Source organism: Mesorhizobium sp. M4B.F.Ca.ET.203.01.1.1, from assembly GCF_004791025.1.
Taxonomy (GTDB): Bacteria; Pseudomonadota; Alphaproteobacteria; order Rhizobiales; family Rhizobiaceae; genus Mesorhizobium; species Mesorhizobium abyssinicae.
Genome location: NZ_SRUO01000004.1, coordinates 180,347 through 204,149 on the forward strand (window position 1 = coordinate 180,347; position 23,803 = coordinate 204,149).

26 protein-coding genes and 1 pseudogene are annotated in these 23,803 nt (G+C 65.8%); 11 read left to right on the top strand and 16 right to left on the bottom strand.

Annotated elements, in window-relative coordinates; all coding sequences use genetic code 11:
• Positions 1 to 47: 47 nt before the first annotated feature.
• The 3 genes from EN846_RS10705 to EN846_RS10715 all read right to left on the bottom strand — a co-directional run bounded on the left by EN846_RS10705 (position 48) and on the right by EN846_RS10715 (position 2,958).
• On the bottom strand, positions 48 to 497 hold the full coding sequence (locus EN846_RS10705) for a hypothetical protein (RefSeq protein ID WP_127391947.1): 450 nt from the start codon (positions 495 to 497) through the stop codon (positions 48 to 50).
• A 63-nt stretch (positions 498 to 560) separates the two neighbouring features.
• Positions 561 to 2,051 (bottom strand): AMP-binding protein, encoded by a 1,491-nt coding sequence (locus EN846_RS10710; RefSeq protein ID WP_127391948.1) that lies wholly within the window; start codon positions 2,049 to 2,051, stop codon positions 561 to 563.
• 82 nt (positions 2,052 to 2,133) lie between these two features.
• Complete coding sequence (locus tag EN846_RS10715) at positions 2,134 to 2,958, bottom strand: p-hydroxycinnamoyl CoA hydratase/lyase (protein ID WP_127284963.1); 825 nt, start codon at positions 2,956 to 2,958, stop codon at positions 2,134 to 2,136.
• A 103-nt stretch (positions 2,959 to 3,061) separates the two neighbouring features.
• Between EN846_RS10715 and EN846_RS10720 the strand changes: the two genes are divergently transcribed.
• From EN846_RS10720 to EN846_RS10730, 3 genes are all read left to right on the top strand, one after another.
• Positions 3,062 to 3,514 (top strand): MarR family transcriptional regulator, encoded by a 453-nt coding sequence (locus tag EN846_RS10720; RefSeq protein WP_127284962.1) that lies wholly within the window; start codon positions 3,062 to 3,064, stop codon positions 3,512 to 3,514.
• 296 nt (positions 3,515 to 3,810) lie between these two features.
• Entirely contained in the window at positions 3,811 to 5,013 is a 1,203-nt protein-coding gene (locus EN846_RS10725) for a cytochrome-c peroxidase (protein ID WP_245478320.1), read from the top strand.
• Between the two features lie 147 nt (positions 5,014 to 5,160).
• Positions 5,161 to 5,391, top strand: coding sequence for a hypothetical protein (locus EN846_RS10730; protein WP_127391949.1), 231 nt, complete (start codon positions 5,161 to 5,163; stop codon positions 5,389 to 5,391).
• Here the strand turns inward: EN846_RS10730 and EN846_RS10735 are convergent.
• On the bottom strand, positions 5,364 to 5,960 hold the full coding sequence (locus EN846_RS10735; RefSeq protein ID WP_127391950.1) for a dihydrofolate reductase family protein: 597 nt from the start codon (positions 5,958 to 5,960) through the stop codon (positions 5,364 to 5,366). The genes EN846_RS10730 and EN846_RS10735 overlap by 28 nt on opposite strands.
• A gap of 108 nt (positions 5,961 to 6,068) precedes the next feature.
• Here EN846_RS10735 and EN846_RS10740 point away from each other — a divergent pair, with 108 nt between their 5' ends.
• Together EN846_RS10740 and EN846_RS10745 are read left to right on the top strand one after the other, a co-directional pair.
• Positions 6,069 to 6,536 carry a helix-turn-helix domain-containing protein gene (locus tag EN846_RS10740; protein WP_127391951.1) on the top strand — a complete coding sequence of 156 codons (468 nt, stop codon included), beginning with the start codon at positions 6,069 to 6,071 and terminating at the stop codon, positions 6,534 to 6,536.
• Positions 6,537 to 6,606: 70 nt separating this feature from the next.
• Positions 6,607 to 7,332 carry a 3-keto-5-aminohexanoate cleavage protein gene (locus tag EN846_RS10745; RefSeq protein ID WP_127391952.1) on the top strand — a complete coding sequence of 242 codons (726 nt, stop codon included), beginning with the start codon at positions 6,607 to 6,609 and terminating at the stop codon, positions 7,330 to 7,332.
• A gap of 25 nt (positions 7,333 to 7,357) precedes the next feature.
• On the opposite strand, the gene EN846_RS35830 is transcribed toward EN846_RS10745, so the two are convergent.
• Positions 7,358 to 7,990, bottom strand: coding sequence for a GFA family protein (locus EN846_RS35830; protein WP_245493443.1), 633 nt, complete (start codon positions 7,988 to 7,990; stop codon positions 7,358 to 7,360).
• Here EN846_RS35830 and EN846_RS10755 point away from each other — a divergent pair.
• Positions 7,989 to 8,459 carry a nucleoside deaminase gene (locus tag EN846_RS10755; RefSeq protein WP_127391953.1) on the top strand — a complete coding sequence of 157 codons (471 nt, stop codon included), beginning with the start codon at positions 7,989 to 7,991 and terminating at the stop codon, positions 8,457 to 8,459. The genes EN846_RS35830 and EN846_RS10755 overlap by 2 nt on opposite strands.
• A gap of 88 nt (positions 8,460 to 8,547) precedes the next feature.
• Here EN846_RS10755 and EN846_RS10760 read toward each other — a convergent pair whose 3' ends face one another.
• Together EN846_RS10760 and EN846_RS10765 are read right to left on the bottom strand one after the other, a co-directional pair.
• Positions 8,548 to 9,606 carry a Gfo/Idh/MocA family oxidoreductase gene (locus tag EN846_RS10760; RefSeq protein WP_127391954.1) on the bottom strand — a complete coding sequence of 353 codons (1,059 nt, stop codon included), beginning with the start codon at positions 9,604 to 9,606 and terminating at the stop codon, positions 8,548 to 8,550.
• Positions 9,607 to 9,774: 168 nt separating this feature from the next.
• Positions 9,775 to 10,560, bottom strand: a complete 786-nt coding sequence (locus tag EN846_RS10765) for a ThuA domain-containing protein (protein ID WP_127286677.1) — start codon at positions 10,558 to 10,560, stop codon at positions 9,775 to 9,777.
• 277 nt (positions 10,561 to 10,837) lie between these two features.
• Between EN846_RS10765 and EN846_RS10770 the strand changes: the two genes are divergently transcribed.
• Positions 10,838 to 11,593, top strand: a complete 756-nt coding sequence (locus EN846_RS10770; protein WP_127391955.1) for a DUF4239 domain-containing protein — start codon at positions 10,838 to 10,840, stop codon at positions 11,591 to 11,593.
• 2 nt (positions 11,594 to 11,595) lie between these two features.
• Here EN846_RS10770 and EN846_RS10775 read toward each other — a convergent pair whose 3' ends face one another.
• The 6 genes from EN846_RS10775 to EN846_RS35040 all read right to left on the bottom strand — a co-directional run bounded on the left by EN846_RS10775 (position 11,596) and on the right by EN846_RS35040 (position 18,541).
• The gene (locus EN846_RS10775) at positions 11,596 to 12,843 is read right to left on the bottom strand and encodes a glycosyltransferase (RefSeq protein WP_127391956.1); all 1,248 of its coding nucleotides are present in this window, start codon (positions 12,841 to 12,843) and stop codon (positions 11,596 to 11,598) included.
• A 290-nt stretch (positions 12,844 to 13,133) separates the two neighbouring features.
• A complete protein-coding gene (locus EN846_RS10780) occupies positions 13,134 to 14,606 on the bottom strand; it encodes a tlde1 domain-containing protein (RefSeq protein ID WP_245493526.1) in 1,473 nt (490 codons plus the stop codon).
• 490 nt (positions 14,607 to 15,096) lie between these two features.
• Positions 15,097 to 16,341, bottom strand: a complete 1,245-nt coding sequence (locus EN846_RS10785; RefSeq protein ID WP_127393794.1) for an NAD(P)/FAD-dependent oxidoreductase — start codon at positions 16,339 to 16,341, stop codon at positions 15,097 to 15,099.
• Positions 16,338 to 17,057 carry a methyltransferase domain-containing protein gene (locus EN846_RS10790; protein WP_127393795.1) on the bottom strand — a complete coding sequence of 240 codons (720 nt, stop codon included), beginning with the start codon at positions 17,055 to 17,057 and terminating at the stop codon, positions 16,338 to 16,340. The genes EN846_RS10785 and EN846_RS10790 overlap by 4 nt, the downstream gene beginning before the upstream one ends.
• Positions 17,054 to 18,121, bottom strand: a complete 1,068-nt coding sequence (locus EN846_RS10795; protein ID WP_127393796.1) for a type III polyketide synthase — start codon at positions 18,119 to 18,121, stop codon at positions 17,054 to 17,056. Before EN846_RS10795 ends, EN846_RS10790 begins: the two co-directional genes overlap by 4 nt.
• Before the next feature lie 258 nt (positions 18,122 to 18,379).
• Positions 18,380 to 18,541 carry a hypothetical protein gene (locus tag EN846_RS35040; RefSeq protein ID WP_187331181.1) on the bottom strand — a complete coding sequence of 54 codons (162 nt, stop codon included), beginning with the start codon at positions 18,539 to 18,541 and terminating at the stop codon, positions 18,380 to 18,382.
• Between the two features lie 242 nt (positions 18,542 to 18,783).
• Here EN846_RS35040 and EN846_RS10800 point away from each other — a divergent pair, with 242 nt between their 5' ends.
• Together EN846_RS10800 and EN846_RS10805 are read left to right on the top strand one after the other, a co-directional pair.
• Positions 18,784 to 20,292, top strand: a complete 1,509-nt coding sequence (locus EN846_RS10800; protein WP_135858029.1) for a multicopper oxidase family protein — start codon at positions 18,784 to 18,786, stop codon at positions 20,290 to 20,292.
• Positions 20,289 to 20,855, top strand: coding sequence for a cytochrome c (locus EN846_RS10805; RefSeq protein ID WP_128347007.1), 567 nt, complete (start codon positions 20,289 to 20,291; stop codon positions 20,853 to 20,855). The genes EN846_RS10800 and EN846_RS10805 overlap by 4 nt, the downstream gene beginning before the upstream one ends.
• 18 nt (positions 20,856 to 20,873) lie before the next feature.
• Here the strand turns inward: EN846_RS10805 and EN846_RS10810 are convergent, their stop codons facing one another.
• From EN846_RS10810 to EN846_RS10820, 3 genes and pseudogenes are all read right to left on the bottom strand, one after another.
• Positions 20,874 to 21,587 carry an ABC transporter permease gene (locus EN846_RS10810; protein ID WP_127394017.1) on the bottom strand — a complete coding sequence of 238 codons (714 nt, stop codon included), beginning with the start codon at positions 21,585 to 21,587 and terminating at the stop codon, positions 20,874 to 20,876.
• 37 nt (positions 21,588 to 21,624) lie between these two features.
• Positions 21,625 to 22,563 (bottom strand): annotated as a pseudogene (locus tag EN846_RS10815) (cation diffusion facilitator family transporter); the annotation flags it as partial.
• Positions 22,564 to 22,652: 89 nt separating this feature from the next.
• Entirely contained in the window at positions 22,653 to 22,919 is a 267-nt protein-coding gene (locus EN846_RS10820) for a metal-sensing transcriptional repressor (protein WP_127286125.1), read from the bottom strand.
• A 110-nt stretch (positions 22,920 to 23,029) separates the two neighbouring features.
• Here EN846_RS10820 and EN846_RS35045 point away from each other — a divergent pair, with 110 nt between their 5' ends.
• Both EN846_RS35045 and EN846_RS10825 read left to right on the top strand, forming a co-directional pair.
• Entirely contained in the window at positions 23,030 to 23,179 is a 150-nt protein-coding gene (locus EN846_RS35045; RefSeq protein ID WP_187331263.1) for a hypothetical protein, read from the top strand.
• 78 nt (positions 23,180 to 23,257) lie between these two features.
• Positions 23,258 to 23,713, top strand: a complete 456-nt coding sequence (locus tag EN846_RS10825; protein ID WP_127311823.1) for a hypothetical protein — start codon at positions 23,258 to 23,260, stop codon at positions 23,711 to 23,713.
• Positions 23,714 to 23,803: the final 90 nt, after the last annotated feature.

Below are 23,803 nucleotides of genomic sequence, written 5' to 3' on the forward strand. Positions count from 1 at the left end.
GCCGGCTCGCGCTACATCCAACCGAGGTCGATCGACGAACGATGGCCTCAAAGATGCTGCCAAATAGCCTTCAGCTGCGAGCCGATTGCCTGCTCGATCCTCCGCAATTGGTTGGTTTCCAACGAGGTCTCGTCGGGATTGACGACCGTAAGCGCACAACTGCCGAATGCGGCTGGCCATACATAGCGCAGATCGTTGAGCGATGTGGGCCCGTGGCAGCAAGGCGTTACGGCCGCAAGGTCTTCAAAGCCCGATGACGCCGCCCGGTCCATCGCCTCGCCCCACCAGTCCTCGAGATCGCTGCCACACAGGGGGCAGTTGATGCTTTCCGTGTTCGCGCCGGCGTCGAAGAATGTCACCCCTTTTTCAAATTCGACCCCGATATGTTCGGCCCGCGGAAACAAATCTCGCAAGATCGTCACCGCCTCCCTGGCTGCCGCCTCGCCGGGGCGCCAGCGCGGATCGTACGAAACCAATCGCAGGTAATTGTCGGACATCCCTCTTCCTGGAGCAGGAGGGGTGTTCAAAGCAAGATGTTACGGGACCGGAATCCGGCCTATCTATTTCAGCGCCCGCAACAGATGCTTCTGGATCTTGCCCGATCCCGTGCGCGGCAGGACTTCCACGGAGAAAAATTCCTTGGGCACCTTGTAGCGGGCGATGCGTGCGACGCAGTGCCTGGCGAGGGCCGCCGGGTCGAGCATGCGGCCGGGTTTCAGCACCACAAAGGCGCGGCCGACCTCGCCCCAGCGCTCGTCGGCGACACCGATCACCGCCACCTCGGCGACATCGGTATGGGCAAGCAGCGCCATCTCGACCTCGGCCGGGAAGACGTTCTCGCCGCCGGAGATGAACATGTCCTTGCGGCGGTCGACCAAAGTGACGAAGCCGTCTTCGTCGCGCTTCGCCATGTCGCCGGTGCGGAACCAGCCGTCCGCGCTGAAGGCGCGCGCCGTCTCCTCCGGTCGGTTCCAGTAGCCCGGCGTGATGTTGGGGCCGGCGAGCCAGATCTCGCCTGCCTCCCCCGGCGCGACTTCGTTGCCGGCATCATCGACGATGCGCAGCGAGACCATTGGCGCCGGCAGGCCGGCCGAGCCCGCCTTGGCGGCGATACGCTCGGCCTCCAGCGGCATGCCGAGCACGGTGCCGGCCTCGGTCATGCCAAAACCGTCGACCATCGGCACGCCCTGCTTGAGCCACCACGCTATGTCGGCGGCAGGGTTCGGCGCACCGCCGGTGAAGAGCGCCACAAGCGATGTCCAGCGCGCAGGCTCAAAGCCGGCATGTTCGCGCAGCATCCTCGCCATTTGCGGCACGCAGAAATAATGGGTGACGCCGAGCGCCGGGTCGGCGAGCCGGCCGTTGGTGACGCCGGGCTCGAAGCCGGAGGAGACCAGCACGGTGCCCCCCTTGAGCAGCACCGGGCGCAGATTGGTGATCAGGCCGATGACATGGAACATCGGCGCGTCGCAGAGCACGACGCTGTCATGGCCGACGCGGCCGATGACGCCGAAATTGACCGCGGTGGCGAAGGCATTGGCCTCGGTGACGATGACGCCCTTCGGTTGGCCCGACGTGCCTGACGTGTAGAGGATGATCGACGGCCGGTCTGCTTCCGGCAAAGGGCGACGCGGCGCTGGCTCGGCCTCATCCACGGCCGCCTGGAAGCGCGCGACGTCGAGCGGCGCGCAGCCGGTCGGCGGCGCCACATCGAGCCCGGTGTCGTGGACCAGAAGCGCGGGATCGCAATCGGCCAGGATCGCCTGCCGCTCGGGTGCGGCAAGCCGCCAGTTGACCGGCACGAAGACGGCGCCGAGGCGCATCGAAGCCTGCTGCAGGATGACGAGGTCGGCGCTGTTGCGGGCCAGCGCGGCGACCCGCTGCCCCTGCCCTACGCCATGGTTTTCGAGCACCGCGACCGCGCGCTGGATAGCGTCGTCGAGCGCGGCGTAGGTCCAGCGGCGTCCGGACGCCAGGTCGACGCAAGCAAGGCGGTCCGGCTGCGCGCGGGCATGCAGGGCAATGGGGTCCGGTGTCGTCCATGCCGGCATTGCGATCTCCTCCCGTGTCACGCGCCGTATCGGTTGCCGGCCGGCAGCGATCGCCGGCCGGTGTCAGGTCACATCGACCGGATCATCTCGCCTTGTCGTAGGCGCCGAGGCCGGGCTTGTAACTCTTTTCGTCGATGAACTGGCGGATGCCTTCCTTGCGGCCTTCATTGTCGAAGGAATTCGCCGCCTCCTGCGCCCGCACCAGATAGTCCTCGGCATTGTCGTAGGTCATCTCGGCGACGCGGCGGATGGCGTCCTTGGTGGCCTTGAGCGCGACCGGGTTCTTCTTCAACAGGATCCCGGCCACCTCGGCGACACGCGCCTTGAGACCTTCCAGCGGGTGGCTTTCATTGACCAGCTTCCAGGCCGCCGCCTTCCTGCCGTCGATCAGTTCGCCGGTCAGTGCATGATACATAGCGTCGCGCATAGACAAGAGATCGACCACCACCTTGGTGGCGCCGCCGCCGGGCAGGATGCCCCAGTTGATCTCGGAGAGCGCAAACTGCGCCTCGTCGGCGGCGAAGGCGAGATCGCAGGCAAACAGCGGGCCATAGCCGCCGCCGAAGCACCAGCCATTGACCATGGCGATGGTCGGCACGCGATACCAGCGCAGCCGCCGCCACCAGCCATAGGCCTCGGCTTGAGCCTTACGCACGGCGCCCTGGCCCTTCGCCTCGGTCTCACGGAAATATTCCTTGAGGTCCATGCCGGCCGACCAGGCGGCGCCTTCGCCGGAGAGCACGAGAACGCCGACATCGTCGCGGAATTCAAGTTCGTCGAGCACCTGCATCATGCGCCGGTTGAGCGCCGGGCTCATCGAATTGCGCTTGGCCGGCCGGTTGAAGCGGACCCAGGCGATGCCGCCCTCGACATCGAAAGCGACGGTATCTTCGATTTCCTCTGCCATGGTCAACTCCTCCGATATCGCTATGCTACATAGCTTTTATCTTCGCTATGTCGCATAGTATTTTTGTCTTGACAAGGGGCCGGATCGCGGCAATCGATCGGACATGGACGAAACCGGCAACGACCTCGCCGAGGACGCGCTCGACGCGCAGATCGGCTACAATCTGCGGCGCGCCTCGGCGCTGGCGCTCAACGATTTCGCCATCGAGATGGCGGAAGCGGAATTGCGCCCCGTCACCTACGCCATGCTGGCGCTGATCGACGAACGGCCGGGCATCCGCGCCGCCGGGCTTTGCCGGCTGCTCGCCATGAAGAGCGCCAACATGGCGCCGCTGCTGGCCGAGCTCGAGGAGCGCGGCCTGATCGAGCGCGACGACCATGCCAAGGATCGGCGCGTGCAGGAGCTTCGGCTGACCGAGGCGGCCAAGGCCGCGATGCCGGCCTGGCGGCGTCAGGTGCGCCTGCACGAGGACCGCTTCCTGCATCGGCTGACCAGCAAGGAGCGCGCAACGCTGCTGCGGCTGCTGCGGCTGATCTGGGTGGATGAGGCGGAGTGAGCGCCGGCGCGCTCCCAACTCTAGGCAAAACAATCCGATAGCTGCGCATCCTGCCGGATTGATTCATCTGTTCTGCAGGGGAAGCGGCGTAACGGGCTTCCTTCCTTCACGCCCTCAGCGCGTCAGATCGAGCGCCACTGTCACTTTTGTGACATTCTCCCCGCGAACACGGTTGCTGAGCTTCGCGACCGGTCATCAATCCGTTGCACTGGGCACCTAGCCCCGGCGCAAACCGGACCATGCCTATGCCGACAAGACGATGGAAAGGCCTGACAATCGCGATCGCCACGGCGGCGATGTTCGGCTTCGCCTTACCGGCGACCACCGCGGGCAGCACCCATCCCGGCCCGCTGTCGCGCGCGGAGGCTTTCGCGCGAGCGCAGGCGCTGACGGCGCTCGGCCGGAAAATGTTCTTCGATCCGTCGCTGTCGGCCTCGGGCAAGCAGGCCTGCTCCTCCTGCCATGATCCCAACCACGCCTTCGGGCCGGCCTCGGCGGCACCGGTCGAGATGGGCGGGCCCAATCTCGACCGGCCGGGCCTGCGCGCGGTGCCATCGCTGCGCTACCTGCAGGCGGCGCCCGCCTTCACCGAGCACTTTTACGATTCCGAGGATGAGGGCGACGAGAGCGTCGACAACGGTCCGACCGGCGGACTGACCTGGGACGGCCGCGCCGATCGCGGCCAGGAGCAGGCGAAGATCCCCCTGCTCTCGCCCTTCGAGATGGCCAACAAGGATGAGGGCGCGGTTGTGGCGGCGTTGCGCAAGGCGGCCTATGCGCAGGAGTTCCAGGCGGCGTTCGGCGACGGCGTGTTCGAGCGGCCGGGCGACGCCTTCGATGCCGCCGCCGAAGCGCTCGGCACGTTCGAGCAGAGCAGCGCCGATTTCTACCCCTATTCCAGCCGCTACGACGCTTTCCTCGCCGGCAAGGCGACACTCTCGGCGCAGGAACTGCGCGGCCGTGCCGTGTTCGAGGACGAAGCCAAGGGCAATTGCGCCAGCTGTCATCTGAGCCGGCCCAGCAACAAAGGCGAGCCGCCGCAGTTCACCGATTACGGGCTGATCGCCATCGGCGTGCCGCGCAACGCAGCGATCCCGGCCAATGCCGATCCGGCCTATGTCGATCTCGGCCTGTGCGGCCCGCTGCGCACCGACCTCAAGGGACACGCTGAATATTGCGGCCTGTTCAAGACGCCGACCCTGCGCAACGTGGCGTTGCGAAAGAGCTTCTTCCACAACGGCTGTTTCCACACGTTGCGCGATGCCGTCGCCTTCTACGCCAGCCGCGACACGGATCCGGGCCGCTGGTATCCAAAGAGCGCCGACGGCACGATCAACCAATATGACGATCTGCCAAGGGCTTACCGGGGAAACCTCAACACGGATCCGCCTTTCAACGGCAGGAAACCAGGCGACAGGCCGGCGCTAACCGACGCCGAGATCGACGACATCGTCGCCTTCCTCGGCACGCTGACGGATGCCGATCAAGCCGGGCATTGAAGGCGGGCACAGTGCATGCCGCGGACCGGCGGATTTTCCTCCGGTCAGAAAAATATCGGTGAACAGTCTTGCCTGTGTGGCCTCCGTCACAGGGTCGCCGGAAAGTTCCTGCTATATTAGCATCTTCTTCTGAGAGCGGGGGCTCGAATGAGGTTTGTAGCGGTGCAGGAGCCGCCCCATCATAGCTGGGCGGTGTTTGATACAGTCAGGGACGAGCCCGCCGCCTATGCCGGGCGCGTGCTCATCGGCCTGACGTCGCACGAGGCCCGGTGCTTCACCGCCGCGGCCAACGACGATGCGGGAAAGTGGCGGGCGAACAAGCCGTTGCGACGGCGTGCTGCCGGCCTGATTCAGGTCGCGCGCCCGGTCGGCGCGTAGCGGTTCACCACCATGCCGCAGGCATAGGCCTTCGAGCCTATGAGCTTCAGCCTGGCGAAGCCGCCCTGATCGAATATGCGGCGGCCGCTGCCCAGCACCGCCGGGTTGATGAAGAACTGGAACTCGTCGACCAGCCTGGCGGCGATCAGCGCCGAGGCGAAGCCGGCGCCGCCGAAGACGGCGATGTTGCCACCCTCGCCCACCTTCAACGCATTGACCTCGCGCGGCAGGTCGCCGCTGGCGACCCGCGTGCGCTCCCATCGCGAAGTCCTCAGCCTGTCGCTCAACACCACTTTCTGCGCTTCGACGATGCGCTGGGCGAAGGCGTAGAAACGGTCCTTCGGGAATTTCCTCGCCGCATTGCCCCAGTGGGTGAGATAGCCCTCCTCGGCCATCTTGCGGCTGAGCAGGATGGTGTCGACGGTTTCGAACACAGCGTTGAAGTCCTGCTTCAGCGCATCGTCCCAGTCGCTGTCGTCGCCCCATTCCCAAAGCTGCCAGCGATGGTCCTCATCGGCGCCGACGAAGCCGTCGACCGACATCTGCATTTGCAGGATCAGCTTTTTCATTGCGCGGTCCTCTTCGCGTTGCTCACATACGGTTTACTTTTGGAACCAGTTGACGCGAAGGAACGAATGATGTCAATTGTAAAGTGATTTACAAATGGAAGCAAATCAATGTCGACCAGGGAAAGGTCCGGCTGTCCGATCAGCCTCTCGCTCGAACTGCTAGGCGACCGCTGGACGCTGCTCATCATCCGCGACCTGGTCTTCGCCGGGAAAAAGCATTTTCGCGAGTTCCTGCAATCTGACGAGGGCATCTCGTCGCGCACGCTCGCCGAGCGGCTGCAGACGTTGCAGGACGAAGGCATCCTCACCCGCAGCGAAGACCCGACGCACGGGCTGAAGGCGATCTACCGGCTGACGGAGGCCGGCATCGACCTGCTGCCGGTGCTGGCGACGCTCGGCGCCTGGGGCAGCAAATATCGCAAGGCGGACGAGAGCCTGGCTCGAATTGCCAGGGAATTCGCGGCGGATGGCGCGCCGGCGTTGGCGCGGATGAAGGAGAGGTTACGGAAGGAGCAGGTAAGGCTCGGCGGGGCTGGGGGCGCGAAAAGTCGCGGCGCCGCCGGGATCACCCTGTAGCGCTTTCATTACTGCCGTTCCCGCTGACCCCGCCCTGCGCTAGACTGGCATTGCAACCGGATTGCCAGCCATGATCGTCCAGGCCTGCATCAATGGCGCCCGTTCCGCCGATTTCCATCCCGCACTGCCGCTCGACGCCGACGCCATGGCGCGCGACGGCGCGGCTTCGGTTGCGGCGGGTGCTGCCGACCTGCATGTCCACGCGCGCGGCGCCGACCGACTGGAGAGCCTCGCGCCGGCAGCAATGGACCGCACCGTGCTGGCGCTGCGCCGCGCCTGTCCGGGCACGCTGATCGGCGTTTCCACCGGCGCCTGGATCGAGAAGGGCGACCTGCGCACGCTGGTCGCCATCGCCGGCTGGCATGAGCTGCCGGACTATGCCTCGGTCAATCTCAGCGAGACGGCGGCGCCTGTCGTGATGGAAAGCCTGCGCCAGCGCGGCATCGGCATCGAGGCGGGCCTGGCCTCTATCGCCGACGCCGAGCGGCTGATCAGTCTCGACCATGGCGGACGCGTGCTGCGCGTGTTGATCGAGATTTCCGAGCAGGCACTGGACGAGGCTTTCGCCGTCGCCGACGGCATCGAGAAGGTGCTGGAGCGCGCCGGCATCCGACGCTCGATCCTGCTGCATGGCGAGAATGCGACGGTGTGGCCGTTCGTCGAGCGGGCGGCAGCGCGGAAGCTTTCGACCCGCGTCGGGCTGGAGGACGGGAAGGAATTGCCGGACGGCGGCATCGCGGCCGGCAATGCGGCCCTGGTGGCGGCCGCGGTGACAATTTATCGGGCAGGGCAATAGCGGCGCGAAGAACGCTCGCCAGAAGTCAGCCGATTTTCGCCAGAGGCTCGGCGCTAATCTCCACCCACTCACAGCGCCGGCTGTCGTGATAGAAGGACTGGAACGGCGGCGGGAAGGACGGGTCGGCGAAGGCGCCCACCGGAATCGCGATCACGCCGGGCTGGGTGTCGATCCGGTAGTGGACGGTGGTGCCGCAATCAGGGCAAAAGCTGTAGCTGACGCGGCCGCCCTGCTCGCCGATGCGGGTAAAGTCCGCCGCCCGTCCTTGGATCGATACGTCACCTTCCTTGAAGCGGACATTGCAGCTGAAGGCGCTGCCGGTGCGCCGTTTGCAGTCCAGGCAGTGGCAAACGGAAATGCGAACGATCTCGCCCGAGCAGACGGCTGAAAGCTGGCCGCAGGAGCATTCCGCGCGACGAGTGATCATGACCGCTCCTTTCAGCTCCGCCCCTGCCTTGTCCGGGACAGCACAGATCGGCACCTTATTGAGTTCGGCGGCGCGGCGGAAGGACGCTTGCGCCTCACCTGCCACGGAGCGCGGCGGCCCTTGTGAGGCCTGTCGGGCCGCGGTTAGCTCTTGCCAATCGTGACCCTTAGCAGCAATCTCGACCCAACAGCCGCTCATCGGCTGGATGTCGGCATGATGGGGTATTGCCATGACCCGCGATCAAATGTTTGCCCATCTGCGATCCGCCGACGCCGTCGCGCGCGAGGCGGCGGCGCATGGGCATCATCCGTTCGGCTGCGTGCTCGTGGGGCCCGATGATCGCGTGCTGATGCGGCAGGGCAATCTCAACACGGTGCGCCATGCCGAGACCGAGCTCGCGCGCCGCGCTGCCGAGGCCTACGAGCCGGAGTTCCTCTGGCAATGCACGCTGGTCTCAACCGGCGAGCCCTGCGCGATGTGCACGGGCACGCTCTATTGGGCGAACATCGGCCGGCTGGTCTACGGCTTCGAGGAGGCCGAACTCCTGGCGCTCACCGGGGATCACGCGGAGAACCCGACGATGAGCCTTTCTTCGCGCACCGTGCTCGATTCCGGCCAGAAGAAGATCGAGGTCTTTGGCCCCTTCCCCGAAATCGCCGACGAATTGATCGCGCCGCACCGCGATTTCTGGAAACGCTGACCGGTCCTTGCGACAAGGGACGACGTCCTAGCGATCCCAGGCACGAATGTTTCGACTTTCCTGCCGGCGGTGACCGGCTGTTCGACCCTCACTGCGTGTCCGCGTGCGCTCTCAGTTCGGCGCGCTTCTCGTCGGATACCACCGAGAGATCCAGCACCTTCTGCAATTCGGCGGCGTGGCGGAAGGACGGCTCGGGCTGGACGCCGCTCTTCACCGCATCGACGAAGCGCTGGTAATTGGTCGGCACCGTGCCGGCGTCGAGCGCCTCCCATCTGGCGTTCTCGACATTGTCGCCAACGCAGGCCTTGAGCAGCGAGCCGTCGAGATTGTGCACCACCTCGATGCCGCCCTTGTCGCCGTAGATGCGCAGCCTCAACTCGTTCAGATGCCCGCTCGCCCAGCGGCTGGCGTGCACCACGCCGAAGGCGCCGTTGGAGAAATCCAGCGTCATGGCGAAGCTGTCATTGGCGTCGAGCCCGTATTCGCCGATGCGATTGCCCGGCGCCTTGTCGAAGGCGCGCAGGCGGCAGAAGACATGGTCGATGTCGAGCGCCGCGCCATAGCTGGCGAAATCGAGGATGTGGATGCCGACATCGCCCAGCACGCCGTTCGAGCCGTGGCCGCGCGACAGGCGCCACAGCCATTTCGGATCGGTGCGCCAGTCGCCCCAGAATTTCGACACCAGCCAGCTCTGCAGGTAGGACGCCTCGACATGGCGCACCGTGCCGATCTCGCCGGCCTGCACCATGGCGCGCGCCTTCTGCAAGGGGGCGACATTGCGGTAGGTGAGGTTCACCATGTTGACGATGCCGGCGGCTTCAGCCGCATCCGCCATCTCGCTTGCCTTGCCGAAGTTCTCGGCCAGCGGCTTCTCGCACAGCACCGGCTTGCCGGCGGCGATCAGCGCCATGGTGGTCGGGTGGTGGATGCGGTCCGGCGTGACATTGGCGACGGCATCGAATTCGCCCCATTTCAGCGCCTCCTCCAGCGAAGTGAAGCGGGTGGGGATCTTGAAGCTGTCGGCGAATTCGCCGACGCGGGCCGGATCGACATCGACGGCGCCGACGATGTCGACGCCATCGATGGCGCTGAAACGGCGGGCATGTTCCTGCGCCATCCAGCCGGTACCGAGTATCAAAAGCCGCATTTTTTGCTCCTCCGAGCGAATTGGTTCGATTCAATGATATGGGCGACTGTGGTCTAAGCGCGATTCTTACGCAATCCCAGAAGGAAAAAACGCCGCCTTTTCCGGAACGCTTTCTGTTGCGCGCGCAATTCCGGACGGAAACCCGCTGCGCACTTTTCCTGGAATTGCTTAGCGGAAGCCGGCTTCGCCCGCCGCGTGCAACTTGCCGCCGCGCTCGACGATCGGCTCAAGCGCCTTGTCGACCGGCACATTCGGCGCGTCGAGTATGGCGGGCTTTGCCCCTTGCGGGTTATGCGCCCACTTCACCGCATTGCGCAGCACCTTGTGAACGGTGGCGTCGTGATAGGTCGGATAGGTCTCGTGGCCCGGCCTGAAGTAGAAGATGCTGCCGGCGCCGCGCCGGTAGGTGAGCCCGGAACGGAACACCTCGCCGCCCTGGAACCAGGAGATGAACACCGTCTCCAGCGGCTCCGGCACGGCGAACTGCTCGCCATACATCTCCTCGTTCTCCAGTTCGAAGAATTCGCCGACGCCTTCGGCGATCGGGTGGCTGGGACTCGTCACCCAGAGCCGCTCGCGCTCGCCGGCCTCACGCCATTTCAGCGTGCAGGGCGTGCCCATCAGCCGCTTGAAGATCTTCGAGAAATGGCCGGAGTGGAGGACGATGAGCCCCATGCCCTCGAAGACGCGGCGCGCGACGCGCTCGACCACTTCGTCGGCGACGGCGCCATGGTCCTTGTGGCCCCACCAGACCAGTACGTCGGTCTCGGCCAGCCGCGTTTCGGGCAAACCGTGCTCGGGCTGCTCCAGCGTCGCGGTCGAAGCCTGTATGCCGGGGTCGGCCTTCAGCGCGTTGGCGATGGTGGTGTGCATCCCCTCGGGATAGATCGACGCGACCACCTCATTGGTGCGCTCATGGATATTCTCGCCCCAGACGACAGCGCGTATTGTCATGACATCCTCGTGGTGAAATCGGAACCGACCCGCCCCGGTCATACATAGTCCGCCCAGGCGCGAATGGAAACGTTTCGATGGTGATGTTCTGTCCCAAGGGCGCGAGGAGGCGCTGCGCGGAACGAGAACCGAGGCGAACCTTGCCGCCCCTCCAGCGTAAAGTTCCGGCCTCGAAAACCCTTCCAAACCAGCACAATAGGCGCCCCTCCTCCGACTCTGAATCAACCCGACCCGGCAACCCTTTGGCAAACGCCGCGTCTCGGTTACAATATCGGCCATGCGCGAAGCGTTGCTTGGGGTCGCGATTTTTGTCTGCCTGGCCGGAGCGTCGCTCACCAGCCTGCTGATCCATGGTCGCTTTCCGCCGCATCACCGCCAGGACGATACCAGCGCGATCGTGCGGCTCGCCGCCAACCTATTCGTGGTGATGACCTCGCTGGTGCTCGGCCTGATGATCAACTCGGCCAAGAACACATTCGAAGCCATCGACCACAATCTGCACGCCTATGCGACCGAGCTGATCCTGCTCGACCGGTCGCTGCGGCAATACGGCCCCGAGACGCAAGCCGCGCGCCAGCCGCTGATCGCCTATGTGCAGCGCGTCGTCGACGCCACCTCGCCAAGCCAGCAATCGCCGATCGTCGCCAACCGGCTGTCTGAGCTGCTGCTCAACAATGTGGGCGACCAGCTGAGCGTGCTGACGCCGCCCGACGACAGGCATGCAGACATGCTGCGGGATGCCCGCCAGCAGCTGCAAAAGGTGATCGAATTGCGCTGGGTGCTGGCCGAACAGTCGGAAGGCGCGATCCCTGGAGCGCTGATCGCGCTTCTTGTCGCCTGGCTGACGCTGATCTTCGCCAGCTTCGGCTTCAGGGCGCCATGCAACGCAACGGTCGTCGCCACCTTCGTCGTGTCGGCGGCCCTGGTCGCCGCCGCGCTCTATCTGATCATGGACATGGACATACCCTTCTCCGGCCCGATCCAGATCTCGCCAGCGCCGCTCGAAAGGGCGCTGGCGGAGCTGAAGCAATGAGGTCAGCTCCCGCCCCGGCCTAGGTCAGCGAGCAGCAGCCTGGCGGTCACCGCCGCTCCGTCGCCGCGGATCGAGCCGGCGAGCGCGACCGCCCGGGCGCGGGTTTCCGGCGCGAGCGCCGTCGCGAGGGCTGCCGACAATGTCGCCGTGGTCGGTATAGGGCCGTCATGCGCCGCCCCTATGCCAAGTTCGGCCACCCGCCGAGCCCAATAGGGCTGGTCGCCGATCTGCGGCACCACGAGCTGAGGCGCCCCTGCCCGGGCAGCGGCGACGGTCGTGCCGGCGCCGCCGTGATGGATGACGGCGGCCATCCGGCCAAACAGTGCCTGCTGGTTGACGTCGCCAACGGCGAAGCAGTCGTCGCGATCGTCGATCAGGCCGAGCTCGGCCCAGCCTTGCGCGAGCACAGTACGGCGACCGTGAGCCCGGACCGCCTCGATGGCCGCGCGGGCAGATTCGCTGGCGACCGCTATGGAGCCAAAGCCGACATAGACCGGCGGAGAGCCGGCTTCGAGGAACGCCTCCAGCCCGTCGGGCAGCGGCCGTTCGTCCGGCAGAATCAAGGCGCCGGTCTGCACGGCGTCGATCAGGTCCGACGGCTGCCACGGCCCCAACGTCGCGTCGCAGGCGAGCAGGACGGGATCGCCGTAGACATAGTCGCGGACATTCGCCACCGGCGGCAATCCGAGCGAGGCGCGGTGGCTGTTGATCGCACCGCCGAACAGTGCGTTCTTGGTCAGGATGTCCGTCTGCCACAGCAGCCGGTTGTCGGTTACCCCGGCTGGAAGAGGATGGCCCGGATATTCATGCGGCCGGTTGTGCGCCGAAGGCAGCCAGATGGGGCAGAACGTGCCAAGCATGTAGCGCATGCCCCGCTGCTCCGCGACCAACCGCGCGGCGGCGCAGGACGGAAACAGGCCGAAAGCCACCACCGCGTCGCAGCCTTCTGCGGCTGCCGCCAGCGCATCATACTGCCTGGCGACGATCTCGGCCGCCTGGCCGGAGACGAGCGCTGCCACGCCCTCGGGCGATGCCGATCTCCTGCGCCGGATCATCTCCTTGGCCCATTCGCGCACCGGCGAAAAGGCCGGCGCCAGTGGGACGCCGGCGCGGGCACACAGAGCGGCGAACTCCTCATCGCCGGGGGCACTTACCCGCACCCCGGCGCCGAGCTCCTGCAGCCGCGCGCCGAGCGCCACCACCGGTTCGACATCGCCACGCGAACCGTAAGTCGACAGTAAAATCCGCATGCAAACTCCCTTTCCTAAACTGAGGTCAAGGGCAGCGTAAATACGGCATTGCCGGGGGCTTGCCGCAAGCCCGGGCTGCGCCATATATGCTTTCTGGGAGAGGGAGTTCTCCCTTTCCTCATCCGCAATTCGATGGAACCGTCACTGCCGCTGTTGCAAGAGACGTGGCGAAGACATCAAGCGCGTGCGTCGACCGCGCCGCGCGTCAACGGCGGTGAAGACCGCAAACCGTTAAGAGATCAAAGGCAGCCTACCGGCAACTAGCTGCTGCCGGCATAGTGGCGGGCGGGTCAGCCCTGGCGGCCTTCCTGGGCGACCTGGGTGGGCGACCCGTTCAGGCGCGGCACAACGACCAGGCGCTTGATCTTCCCCTTCTTGAAGGCAGAGAGGAAGCGGCCATAATCCTTGAAGGCCACGCAGCCGCTGGATTGGGCTGGGGAGCCGCGCAGCAGATAGGTATGGGCGAGCAGACCGTTGCGGTTATATTTGTTCCTGCCGCTGGTCGGCGTCAGCCGGATCGCCTCGACGCCGTGGAAGCGCGATTCACGCATCGACAGATTGTAGGTGTCGGGCGGCGTCGGGCCGGAATTCTTGCGGTTGGCGAAGCGCGGCTGGTCGGCCATGGCGCCCTTCCCCGAATGCGCCTCCAGCTTGGAACCATCGGGCATGTAGACCGTCGCTGTCGAGATGTCATAGACGGCGACGCCGTTGCCCACGCTTGGCCTGTTGCTGAACAGGTTGCCGAACACGCCGCCCGCGCCGCGCTCCGGCATGTCGGGCTTGGCGTAGGCGAGCATCTCCGCGTCCTGGGCCTTCGACCGCTTGCCCGGCTTGGCCGGCTTGCCCTGGCTGGCCTGCACGCCCGGCAGGGTCGGCACGGCCGCCTGCTCCGAGCTGCGCGGCGACAGGATCGGCGCCTTCCCGGACGGCGGCACATCGGCGGCCTTGGCCGACTGGGCCTTGCCGGTCCTTGCCGCCTGTGGCGTCTCGGTCCCAGGCGCATCAGTCCTGCTGGCCTGGCCCTTGGGAGCCAAGGCCTTGGGGGCCGGCTGATCGATCTCGGCCTGCGGCCGGCCGGTTGGCAGCGGAACTGCGTCCGGCATCTCGTCTTGCGGCGGCAGCGAGGCGAGCTGAACTTCGGCCGGCTCCTGCCCAGCGTCAGGCCCGGCCATAGCCACCGATGGCGGCGGCGCCAGCATGTCGACCTCCGGCATTGCATTGGCGAGCGCCAGGGCCAGTCGCGACGAGCGTTCGATTTCCGCCACCTGCGGCCCGAAGCGCACCGATGCCGGGCCCTGCTGGTCGGGCAGGCGAACCGATTCGGCGAAGCGGGCATCGGCCGGCAGGCTGGCCAGCAGGGCCGGCTTGTCCTGCGCGCGGGCGAAGGCCTCCGCCAGCTTCTGCGGCGACAGCTTTGCCCTGGCGACGACGCTGTCGAAGCGGTCGGTCGAGGCTGTGCGCGCCACGGTTTCCGGCGCGGCCATCTTCGGCGTGATGCTGTCGGGGTGGGCGGATGCGAGGCGGGCCATCTTGCCGGCATTGCCGGCAGCGGCGAAGCTCGAGGCCTGGCGCACGCAGCCCGCATCGCAGCGCCCGAGCAGCGCCTGCCGATGCGGGGTGCCAACCGGAAGCTGCAGCATCCAGGAACTGGCAGTCGCGCGGCGCGGATCGGCGAGCGCGATGCTGCCCGGCGCAAGCAGGCTCGGCGGCAATCGGTTGGAGGCGGCGGTGAGCGAGGTGCCCACCGAATAGAGGCCAGCCATGGTCGCCACCGACCATAGAGCGAGCGCGGCGCCGACAGCAGGCACCGCAACCCAAAGGCCACCAGATTTCTTCGAAGTTACTCCCTCTTCAGGAGCATTACCCCGGCTTTTCAAACGCAAAGACGCCATACAACCACTCTCAATCGGCATGCCGGTTCGCGGACCTGGCACCCGTCACGATCACAGTTCGCCTGGTGCCCCCTGCACCTTCACGCGTCTGTTGCCGATTGATTCAAAAGATGGACAAAGATGGTTAACCAATCCCTCCAGCGACCGCCGATTGCACTGCGGTCGACACGAAAAAAGAGCCCTCCACAGTCTCCGCTATGGTAAAAATGCTCTCCCTCACTTGCCTTGCTGCCCGTTTTTCCGGCCTGTGTCAAGAAAACGTGAAGACCGGAACCGCAACGTCTTCAGCCGGCTAGAGGCGGATTAGGGTGAAAATGCGGCGTGGCGACAGGAAGCTCCGGCCGTCCGAAAAACTGGCCAGTCAGCCAAATCCGGGAACTCGCCTTGTCTTGCCGCTCAGATGCGCGCCCAATGTCAGCGCTTGCGGAAGATTCCGGACAGCCACCCTCATCAAGGCTGGACCGCCGGGGCAAAATGCAAGTCGGGCGATGCCCGCGGCTGCGTAGACCCGGGTCGAGAACAATCCTCTCCAGGCGGCCTCGTAGCGTCTGCCGGCCGCTTCGCGGCCCGCCTGGCCCGTTGGCGCCCCGCCGAGCTCCGAAGCCAGCAGCCAGCCGGACTGAAGCGCCATAGAGATGCCTTCGGCGATGATGGGATGCGATTCCCCGGCCGCATTGCCGACCCGGAAGATATCGTGCTCGTAGCAGGCGCGGATGCCGGGCCGGATCGGTCCGGCCGCAAGCCATGGACCGTCGAGGCGGGCTCCCTCCAGGACATCGCTCACGCCCCGGCAGGATGACATAAGGTGGCGGCAGACCGCATCGGCCGCAGGTAGGTGGCCATTCTCCTTGGGACCATCCTGTTCGGGGGGATGGTTGCCGCGCAGCCGCGCGAGCACGTCGCGCCTGATGCAGCAGGAGATCGACAGCCGGCCATGGTCGGCGAAGACCATGCCGCCATAGCCGCCGGGAAATACCAACAGCGGCATCAGATCAGTTGCGAGCGACGATCCGATAAAATGCGCTTTGAAGCCGAGCAGGTCCGACGGGCGGCTGGACTTTGCAAGTTGGCTTGGCAGGGGGCCCGGTTCCCAGGAACCGTGCGCCGCGACGATCACCGGCGCCCGCAACATCGTGTGTTCGTCGCTGACATTACTGGCCTGAATACGCACCGTCTGCATGTCGCCATCCCGGTCGATGGCGGCGGGCCAAAAGGGCTGGAAGATTTCGGCGCCCGCCGAGCACGCCGCCTGCAAGAGCAGAGTGTCGAGCACGTCCCGGCCCAGTGCCCGGCCGAAGCCGTCATCTGCACAGCGCCCTGCTCTTGCCCGAGGCATTGCCGCCTCGACGCGGGTATTGCCTGAGAAGAAGCCGACGCGGCGGATTTGCGGCCCTGCACTGGCGCGCCAGGCGTCGCCGATCTCCAGCCGGTCGAGAAGCGCGAGATTGCTTGCCGAGATGTATTCGCCGCAGACCTTGCGGCGCGGGAACAGCCGCTTTTCCACGATCGCTACCGCCCATCCGCGCCGGGCAAGCGTCAGCGCAACGGATGTACCCGCCGGCCCGGCGCCGATGATGATCGCATCATGTGTCGACAGACGTGTCATCGGTCCGGATCGGAAACGCTACCGGCGCCGACGAAGACGTGGGAAAACGGACCGGCACGCCGTTCCTCGAGCGGCATGCCGTTGACCTTAAGCCAGAGAGCGGAGAGCTCGTTGCCGCGAAAGCCGGCGCGTACGCTCTGGGCCGCATCGTGCCGGGTGACGTCGTTGACGCCGATCGCCGGCAGAAGGCCGGCAGCGACGAGCGCCGGCATCGATCTCAGCGGTTCGGTTGCCAGGAGCAAAGGCGCTTTGGGCGCCAGCAGTGAGAACAGACGCAGCAGCCCGGCGTCATCGAAATGATGCAGGAAGAGGTTGACGGTGATCGCGTCGTAGCGGCTGCCGCCGGCCCGTTCCGCCCAGTCGAAGACGTCGGCGGTGATGCCTGCAACTGTCCACCCCAGACGGTCGAAATCCACCGAGAGTTCGGCGGTGAGAACGTCGACACGGTCGAGCAGCGTCAGTTCTACCCGCGGCCACTGCTTGACCATGCGCCGGGCCACGGCCAGCATGAAGGTGCCGTCGCCGGCGCCGATCTCCAGGATGCGGCCCGGCGGCTTCGGCACGAATTTCCTCAGCAATGACGCCATGATCCGCGCCTGCAGCATCAGTGCGTTGATGCGGCGTAGGTCACGGCGTGAAGCGCGCGCCCGTGGATCGTCGGCGGCGAGCCCATCCAGGATTTCCGGGATAAGGCTGCGCTGCGCGAGCGCGGTCATGAGACGGTCCTGAACAGCATGGTCTCGGCCGTTAGGCCGGGTCCGAAAGACATGCCGCAGCCCAGCAGTCCGCCGGGCTTCTTCAGCATCTTCTCCATCACGAACATGACCGTCGCAGACGACATGTTGCCGTAGCCGCGCAGCACCTCGCGCGACGGCTCGAGCGCGGCCGGTTCGAGATCGAGCGCCCTTTCGACGGCGTCGAGAATGCTGCGCCCGCCGGGATGCACGGCCCAGAGGTCGATCGCCTCCGGCGGCCGGCCACCAAGGATGGCGTCCTGGCTGCTTCGCAACACTTCCTGGACCGCCCCCGGGACCTTGCCGGAAAGAAACATGTCGAAGCCGTGGTCGCGGATATCCCAGGTCATCAGGTCCCGCTGCTCGTCGGCGACGGCGCAACAGAAGGAGTCGAGCGCGATGCCGGGCGGCTCGGCGGTCACGAGCGTCGCCGCGCAGCCATCGCCCCAAAGGCAGAAAGAGAGCAGCTTTTCCAACTCGTCGGTCTCCCTGATGTGCAAGGTGCATATTTCGATATTGACCAGCAGGATCCTGGCTTGCGGGTTGGAGCGGACGATGTGGCGGGCAAGCTTGAGGCCGCTGACCGCCGCATAGCAGCCCATGAACCCGACTATCGTGCGCTCGATGCCATCCGGCAGGCCGCAGCGCTGAACCAGGTCGAGGTCGATGCCGGGCGCGGAGAAACCGGTGCAGGTAGTGACGATGAGGTGGGTGATGCGCGACGCCTCATCGCCAAGATGCAGCCCGTCGACGCCGCTTTGCGCCAGGACGGGGGCGGCTTCGCTGAACATCGCCATTCTCACGGCCGTTCCGGGAAACGCGCCGCGCCTGAAGGTCCCGGCGAAATCGGCCGACGGCCCTTCGGGTTCGAGGGCGGGCGCAAAGCATGAAAAGCGGTGCTCGATGCCGGCGAGGCCGGCCATGCGTTCGAATATTCTCCTGCGATCGGAGGCCAGCATCGAGGCTGCGTAGCGCAGGTAGAACTGGTGGACGTCGTGCTGCGGCACCGCCGTCGCGATCCGGTTGATATAGGCGTTGGCGGACACGTTTCTGCCTCCCTGGGCTCGGGCGCGATGCGCGCTGTGCCGGAGGGATTTCCGCTACTGACAGGCGCCAGGCGTTGAGCGTTGCCTATTCGATAAACGTTTCGAAAAACCAGTTTCTTCCTGGCGCGACCCAAAGATTCTGAAAGGATCACACGCAAAATCAAAGTGTTACGGTCTCAGCCGCGCGCGAAAGGCGCGCCGGCCACAAGCGCATCAAGCCGGGGTGAATCTTCGGTCAGGCAAAAGCTTCGGGCCGATTCACTCGCTGCCTTGCACCCCTCCGGGCACGATCAAGGCTCCCTGGTCGCGCTCCGAATATCTGAAGCGGATAAAGAACAAGGCGATGATGATGAGGCAGATCGCCAGCACGGTGGCGAGGATCCTTCCCGGGTGGTTTTCGGCAGGCTGTTTGTCGTCCATGGCGGTTCGCCTCGCCTATAAACCCGACCGGAGCGGAAAGGGTTCCAAGCTCCCGGGCGCAACGCCGGATTGAAGAAGCCGATCGCCGCGATCACGTGACGTCGATAACGACCATCAGCCCGCCGCCGCCCTTCCGTTGAATTTCCGACTTCAGCCCTCGATCCGGCTTGACCTTCCAGCAACTGGAACCCTTAGCGTAGAGAAATCCGGCGGCGGACTCCCTCGATATCCAGGAGCAAACGATGCATCGACGCGGTTTTCTGGCGGCAGGCCTGGCGACGGTTCTGGCGAGCCCACGCGCGCTGGCGCAGATGAAGATGGACGACATGTCCGGCATGGACATGAGCGGCCATGCCGGGCACGACATGGGCGCGATGGCCGAAGGCGCCGTCGCCCTGCCCGAGGGCGAGGTGTTGCGCGACCTGCCGCTGCTCGCCAACGCGGCCGGCCGGCCAGGCCTGTTCAAGGCACGGCTAACGGCGGAAGCGGCCGTCACGCGCTTCGCCGAAGGGCTGGACACGCCGATCCTCGCCTATAATGGCACGAGCCCCGGGCCGCTGATCGAGGCCTTCGAGGGCGACCGCGTCGAGATCACCTTCGCCAACCGGATCGAAGGCGAGGCCAGCACCATCCATTGGCACGGCATGCCGGTGCCGGCCGATCAGGACGGCAATCCGATGGACCCGGTGGAGGCGGGCACTGACCGCGTCTACGCCTTCGAGCTTCCGGAAGGGTCGGCCGGCTCCTACTGGTATCATCCGCACGCCCACGGCACGACCGCCGAGCAGGTCTATCGCGGCCTTGCCGGCGCCTTCGTCGTCAAGGCAAAGGCCGATCCGGTGCCGGCCGAATATGCTGATACGGTACTGGTGCTCACCGACCTCAGGCTCGCCGCCGACGGCTCGATGCCCGCCAACACCATGACCGACCTGATGAACGGCCGCGTCGGCGACCATGTGCTGGTCAACGGCCAGAAGAATCCCAGGCTTGCCGTAACGAAAGGCGCGGTGCGGCGCCTGCGTCTCTACAACGCCACCAATGCGCGCTTCCTGAAGCTCGCCTTCGACGGTGCGGCGATGACCGTCATCGGCACGGATGGCGGATTACTGGCGGCGCCGGTTGCGGCCGACGAGATCCTGCTCAGCCCGGGCGAGCGCATCGAACTGGTCGTCTCCTTCGGCCGGCCAGGCCTCGTCACCCTCGCCACGCTTGACTACGATCGCGGCTGGATGGGGCCCGGTCGCCCGGCAGACGGTGGGCTGACACTGCTGACCATCGACGTCTCCGAAGAGGCCGGAGGAGCGATGCCGCCGCCGCCGGCGAGCCTGCGGCCGATCGCGCCGCTGCCTGCCCCCGCCTTTAGCCGGCGCCTGGTCTTCAGCGAAACCATGGCGATGAACGCCACCGGCATGGAAATGGGCTTCCTGATCAACGGCAAGGCCTTCGACATGGCGCGCGTCGACATCGTCGGCAAGGCCGGCGAGACCGAGCTCTGGGAGATCGTCAACCAGGCCGACATGGACCATCCCTTCCATGTCCACGGCACGCAGTTCCAGGTGATCGAGCACGAGCGCGACGGCAAGATCTCCAGGCCGCCCTTCCTTGCCTGGAAAGACACCGTCAACGTGGCGCGCGGCGAGACGCTGCGGCTGCTGCTGCGCCAGGAGCAGCCTGGCCGGCGCATGTATCACTGCCACATCCTCGAGCATGAGCAACTCGGCATGATGGGCGTTCTCGACGTCACGGCATGAGGGCGGGCATCGCATCCCGGGTGGCGATGCTGGCGCTTACCGGCTCGCTCGTTATGTCCTCGCCGCTGGCCGTGGCCTCGGGCGACGCGGTCGTTGCTGCCCGCCAGGCTTCAATGAAGGCGATGGCGGCGGCGGCGAAAACCGTTGCCGAGATGTTCGACGGCAAGCGAGCCTATGACGCTGCAGACTTCCGGACGGCGGCCGATACGCTTCGTACCCGCACCGGCCCCGTCCTGATCGCCGAATTTCCGTCAGGCACGCTCGGCGCGCCCTCCGGCGCCAAGGCTGAGATCGATCAGGCGCGGCCTGAATTCGAGGCGCTCGCCCGCCATATCGGCGGGCTCGCCTCGGCGCTGGCCGCAAAGGCCGAAACGGCGCCGGCGCAAATCACCAGCGACATGCGCATGGGCGCGATGCTGCCGACGGATGGCGGCAGCCTGCTCGGCAAACGGCCGAACGCCGTGCATGTCGATCCTGCCAAGCTGCCGGCGGAGCATCTCCTGCATCTCATCCTGCAGGATTGTTCGAGCTGCCATTCGAAGTTCCGGCGGAAGGTGAAGTGACACAGGCGACCTATCTCTTCAATTCGACGTAACCTGCCAGATGGCAACGCCGGCCAGAACAAGGCCGGCAACGCCCTCGATGCCGCGCGAGAGGAGGTCGAACAGGCGCGGCCGGCTGTCGAAGAGATGCACGAGCCGCTCGCGAAACAAGATCGACAGCACGGCAACGCAGGACAGCGTCAACGCAACGCCGACCATCATGGTCAACGCAAAAAGGATGCCGGCGCCGGGGACGCCGCGCGATATGGCGAAAGTCATGACGAACAGCGTAAGCGGGCACGGGATCAGGCCGGCCATGAAACCCACGACCTCCCCTTCATGCTTGTGGCTATGCCCATGGCCAAGCGCGCGCCAGACCATCCACGCGCCGATCACGCCGAGCAGCGCGCGGCTGACATCTTCGAGCAGCGGCGCCCGACCGACGCTTCCCAATGCCAGCGACACAAGCGGCAGGGAGAGCACGGCGATCAGCACCGCTATCGTCACATGCGTGACGGAAAGCGCGATCGAGGCAAGCAGACCGCGCGACACCTTCGTATCCGAGCCGGCGAGATAGGTGGCGAGCACCGCCTTGCTGTGTCCCGGCGTCAGCGCGTGGGCGGCGCCAAAGACGACGCCCATCGGCAGGAAGGAGAAGAACGCCAGCCAACCGCCGCCTGCCGCCAGAAGCTTGATCTGGTCGGCGAGCGCCAGGTAGATCGTGCGCTGGAACTCGACAAGGGTCTGAAGCATCGGGCGAGACTATAGCCGCCGGACTCGGCGAGCGTCAGTGCCGATGTCCGGCATGGTCGCCATGGTCATGGTGGTGCTGATGCGAGTGATCGTGCCGCTCGAACCGCACATTGGCCGCTGCCAGCGCCGGCATGTGCTGGAAGAGTTCGTCCTCGAGCATAGCCGCGAGCCTGTTCGCCTCGGCAAGCGGCAGGGTCTCATCGGCGGCAATGGCGATGTCGGCATGCAGCCTGTGGCCGATCCAGCGCGCCCTGGCGTCGACGAGCCGCACTCCCGGCACATGCTCGGCCGCATGGTGAATTTCATCGACGATGCCGGGCTCGACACCGTCCAGCATGCGCGTCAGCACGGCTTTGGAAGACTGCCACACAATGGCGAAGATAGCGATCGTGATCAGCAGGCCGATGATCGGATCGGCGAGTGGAAAACCCGCCCAGACGCCGATGGCGCCGAGGACAACCGCCAGGCTGGTGAAGCCGTCGGTGCGGGCGTGGTAGCCGTCGGCGATCAGCGCCGCGCTGTTGATCTCGCGGCCGACGCGGACGCGGAACACGGCGACCGCTTCGTTGCCGATGAAGCCGATGATGCCGGCGATCGCCACCGAGCCGAGGAGTTCGATCGCCCTTGGATGGATCAACCTGTCGATCGCCTCGTAGCCGGCGACGATGGCGCTGAACAGGATGATGAGCACGATGATGATGCCGGCAAGGTCCTCGACCCGGCCGAGGCCATAGGTGAAGGTCTTCGACGGCTTGCGCCTTGCCAGCATGAACGCGATCCAGAGCGGGATGGCGGTGACCGCGTCGCCGACATTGTGGATGGTGTCGGCAAGCAGCGCCACGCTGCCCGACAGAAGGACGACGACCAGCTGCAGCGCGGCCGTGATTGCCAGCACCACGAAGGACCATTTGATCGCCCAGATGCCGCGCGTCGTGGTGGCGATGGTGGGGTCGACCACGCCATGCGTATGGCCGTGAGGGCCATGACCGTCATGATGGTGGCCATGTCCGGCGTGATCGTGCGAACCGAGGCGGAACCAGTCGAGAACGCGTGCGCCAAAACCGCTCATAGATACTTCGCCAATTGCTTGAGCTCGGCGAGCGCGTCATGCGAGCCCCCCTCGGCGCTGTCGTTCAGGCAGTGCTCGATATGATCGTGGATCAGCTCGCGCTTTGCGCTGCTGATCGCGCTCTCCACGGCGTGGAGCTGCTGGGCAAGGTCGACGCAGGGGCGTTGCGCCTCGAACATCGAGAGCACCGCGGCAAGGTGGCCCTGGGCGCGTTTCAAACGCTTGACGATGGCGGGGTGTGAGGTGTGGATGCCTTCTGACATGGGGCGGGGAATATCCCCCCGGGGAGGATAGAGTCAAGCAGGCTGGAGGGCTTTCGGAGGCTGGTGCCGCCGGGGTTTGCAAAATATTAATTTGTTCAGCCGACGCTAATATGATGACCAAGAACCTCCACAACGCCACGCGGAACTCTCCGATCCAGGAGATCAGGCCTTCGCTGCTTGGCAAGGTGGCGCCGGCGCTGTTTCCGTTGGTGGTTGTGGCGCTCGGCTATTTCGTCGGACGGCAGTTCTTCGGATTTTGAGGCCGGCGCGCCAGCCTTCCATCCCACCTTCCCAGGCCCGCCCCCTGCCCTAGCTTCTCCGTGGAAGGAGAAAGCGGCATGGCGATCTATGGTCTCAGGGTGGTGAGCTTCATCTTCGCGGCGCTGGCGTTCGTACCGGCCGGCGCGCATCTGTTCTCGATGCTCAACAAGCTGAAGCTCGACGGCACGAGCTATCTCGCCGCGCAGCGCGCCTATGACGGCTGGAGCCTGTTCGGCAGTCTCGTGCTGGGCGCCCTGCTGTCGAGCGCGGCACTTGCGGTCGTGCTCTACCGCTCGGGCGGCGCCTTCGGCCTGGTGGCGCTTGCCTTCATCGCCATCGGCGCCACGCAATTCGTGTTCTGGAGCTTCACCTTTCCGGCAAACCGGGCGACCCGCAACTGGACCATGCTGCCCGACAATTGGGAGATGCTCAGGCGGCAATGGGAATATTCGCACGCGGCCGCCGCCTGCCTCAACGCGCTGGCGCTGCTGTTGCTGTTCCTCGCGGCGCTGCGCCGCGACGCGGGGGTTTGACGGGCTCCGCCCGCGCCGCGAAGCCAAATTCCATCAGTCAGTGGTAAAACTGATTGCAATATGCAATTGGTCATGCATGCTGGCGAAGCG

Excerpts from the sequence above, each read along its gene's own strand:
- EN846_RS10705 (WP_127391947.1), bottom strand. The coding sequence starts at position 497 with ATGTCCGACAATTACCTGCGATTGGTTTCGTACGATCCGCGCTGGCGC.
- EN846_RS10710 (WP_127391948.1), bottom strand. The coding sequence starts at position 2,051 with ATGCCGGCATGGACGACACCGGACCCCATTGCCCTGCATGCCCGCGCG.
- EN846_RS10715 (WP_127284963.1), bottom strand. The coding sequence starts at position 2,958 with ATGGCAGAGGAAATCGAAGATACCGTCGCTTTCGATGTCGAGGGCGGC.
- EN846_RS10720 (WP_127284962.1), top strand. The coding sequence starts at position 3,062 with ATGGACGAAACCGGCAACGACCTCGCCGAGGACGCGCTCGACGCGCAG.
- EN846_RS10725 (WP_245478320.1), top strand. The coding sequence starts at position 3,811 with ATGTTCGGCTTCGCCTTACCGGCGACCACCGCGGGCAGCACCCATCCC.
- EN846_RS10730 (WP_127391949.1), top strand. The coding sequence starts at position 5,161 with ATGAGGTTTGTAGCGGTGCAGGAGCCGCCCCATCATAGCTGGGCGGTG.
- EN846_RS10735 (WP_127391950.1), bottom strand. The coding sequence starts at position 5,960 with ATGAAAAAGCTGATCCTGCAAATGCAGATGTCGGTCGACGGCTTCGTC.
- EN846_RS10740 (WP_127391951.1), top strand. The coding sequence starts at position 6,069 with ATGTCGACCAGGGAAAGGTCCGGCTGTCCGATCAGCCTCTCGCTCGAA.
- EN846_RS10745 (WP_127391952.1), top strand. The coding sequence starts at position 6,607 with ATGATCGTCCAGGCCTGCATCAATGGCGCCCGTTCCGCCGATTTCCAT.
- EN846_RS10755 (WP_127391953.1), top strand. The coding sequence starts at position 7,989 with ATGACCCGCGATCAAATGTTTGCCCATCTGCGATCCGCCGACGCCGTC.
- EN846_RS35830 (WP_245493443.1), bottom strand. The coding sequence starts at position 7,990 with ATGGCAATACCCCATCATGCCGACATCCAGCCGATGAGCGGCTGTTGG.
- EN846_RS10760 (WP_127391954.1), bottom strand. The coding sequence starts at position 9,606 with ATGCGGCTTTTGATACTCGGTACCGGCTGGATGGCGCAGGAACATGCC.
- EN846_RS10765 (WP_127286677.1), bottom strand. The coding sequence starts at position 10,560 with ATGACAATACGCGCTGTCGTCTGGGGCGAGAATATCCATGAGCGCACC.
- EN846_RS10770 (WP_127391955.1), top strand. The coding sequence starts at position 10,838 with ATGCGCGAAGCGTTGCTTGGGGTCGCGATTTTTGTCTGCCTGGCCGGA.
- EN846_RS10775 (WP_127391956.1), bottom strand. The coding sequence starts at position 12,843 with ATGCGGATTTTACTGTCGACTTACGGTTCGCGTGGCGATGTCGAACCG.
- EN846_RS10780 (WP_245493526.1), bottom strand. The coding sequence starts at position 14,606 with ATGGCTGGCCTCTATTCGGTGGGCACCTCGCTCACCGCCGCCTCCAAC.
- EN846_RS10785 (WP_127393794.1), bottom strand. The coding sequence starts at position 16,341 with ATGACACGTCTGTCGACACATGATGCGATCATCATCGGCGCCGGGCCG.
- EN846_RS10790 (WP_127393795.1), bottom strand. The coding sequence starts at position 17,057 with ATGACCGCGCTCGCGCAGCGCAGCCTTATCCCGGAAATCCTGGATGGG.
- EN846_RS35040 (WP_187331181.1), bottom strand. The coding sequence starts at position 18,541 with ATGGACGACAAACAGCCTGCCGAAAACCACCCGGGAAGGATCCTCGCC.
- EN846_RS10800 (WP_135858029.1), top strand. The coding sequence starts at position 18,784 with ATGCATCGACGCGGTTTTCTGGCGGCAGGCCTGGCGACGGTTCTGGCG.
- EN846_RS10805 (WP_128347007.1), top strand. The coding sequence starts at position 20,289 with ATGAGGGCGGGCATCGCATCCCGGGTGGCGATGCTGGCGCTTACCGGC.
- EN846_RS10810 (WP_127394017.1), bottom strand. The coding sequence starts at position 21,587 with ATGCTTCAGACCCTTGTCGAGTTCCAGCGCACGATCTACCTGGCGCTC.
- EN846_RS10820 (WP_127286125.1), bottom strand. The coding sequence starts at position 22,919 with ATGTCAGAAGGCATCCACACCTCACACCCCGCCATCGTCAAGCGTTTG.
- EN846_RS35045 (WP_187331263.1), top strand. The coding sequence starts at position 23,030 with ATGATGACCAAGAACCTCCACAACGCCACGCGGAACTCTCCGATCCAG.
- EN846_RS10825 (WP_127311823.1), top strand. The coding sequence starts at position 23,258 with ATGGCGATCTATGGTCTCAGGGTGGTGAGCTTCATCTTCGCGGCGCTG.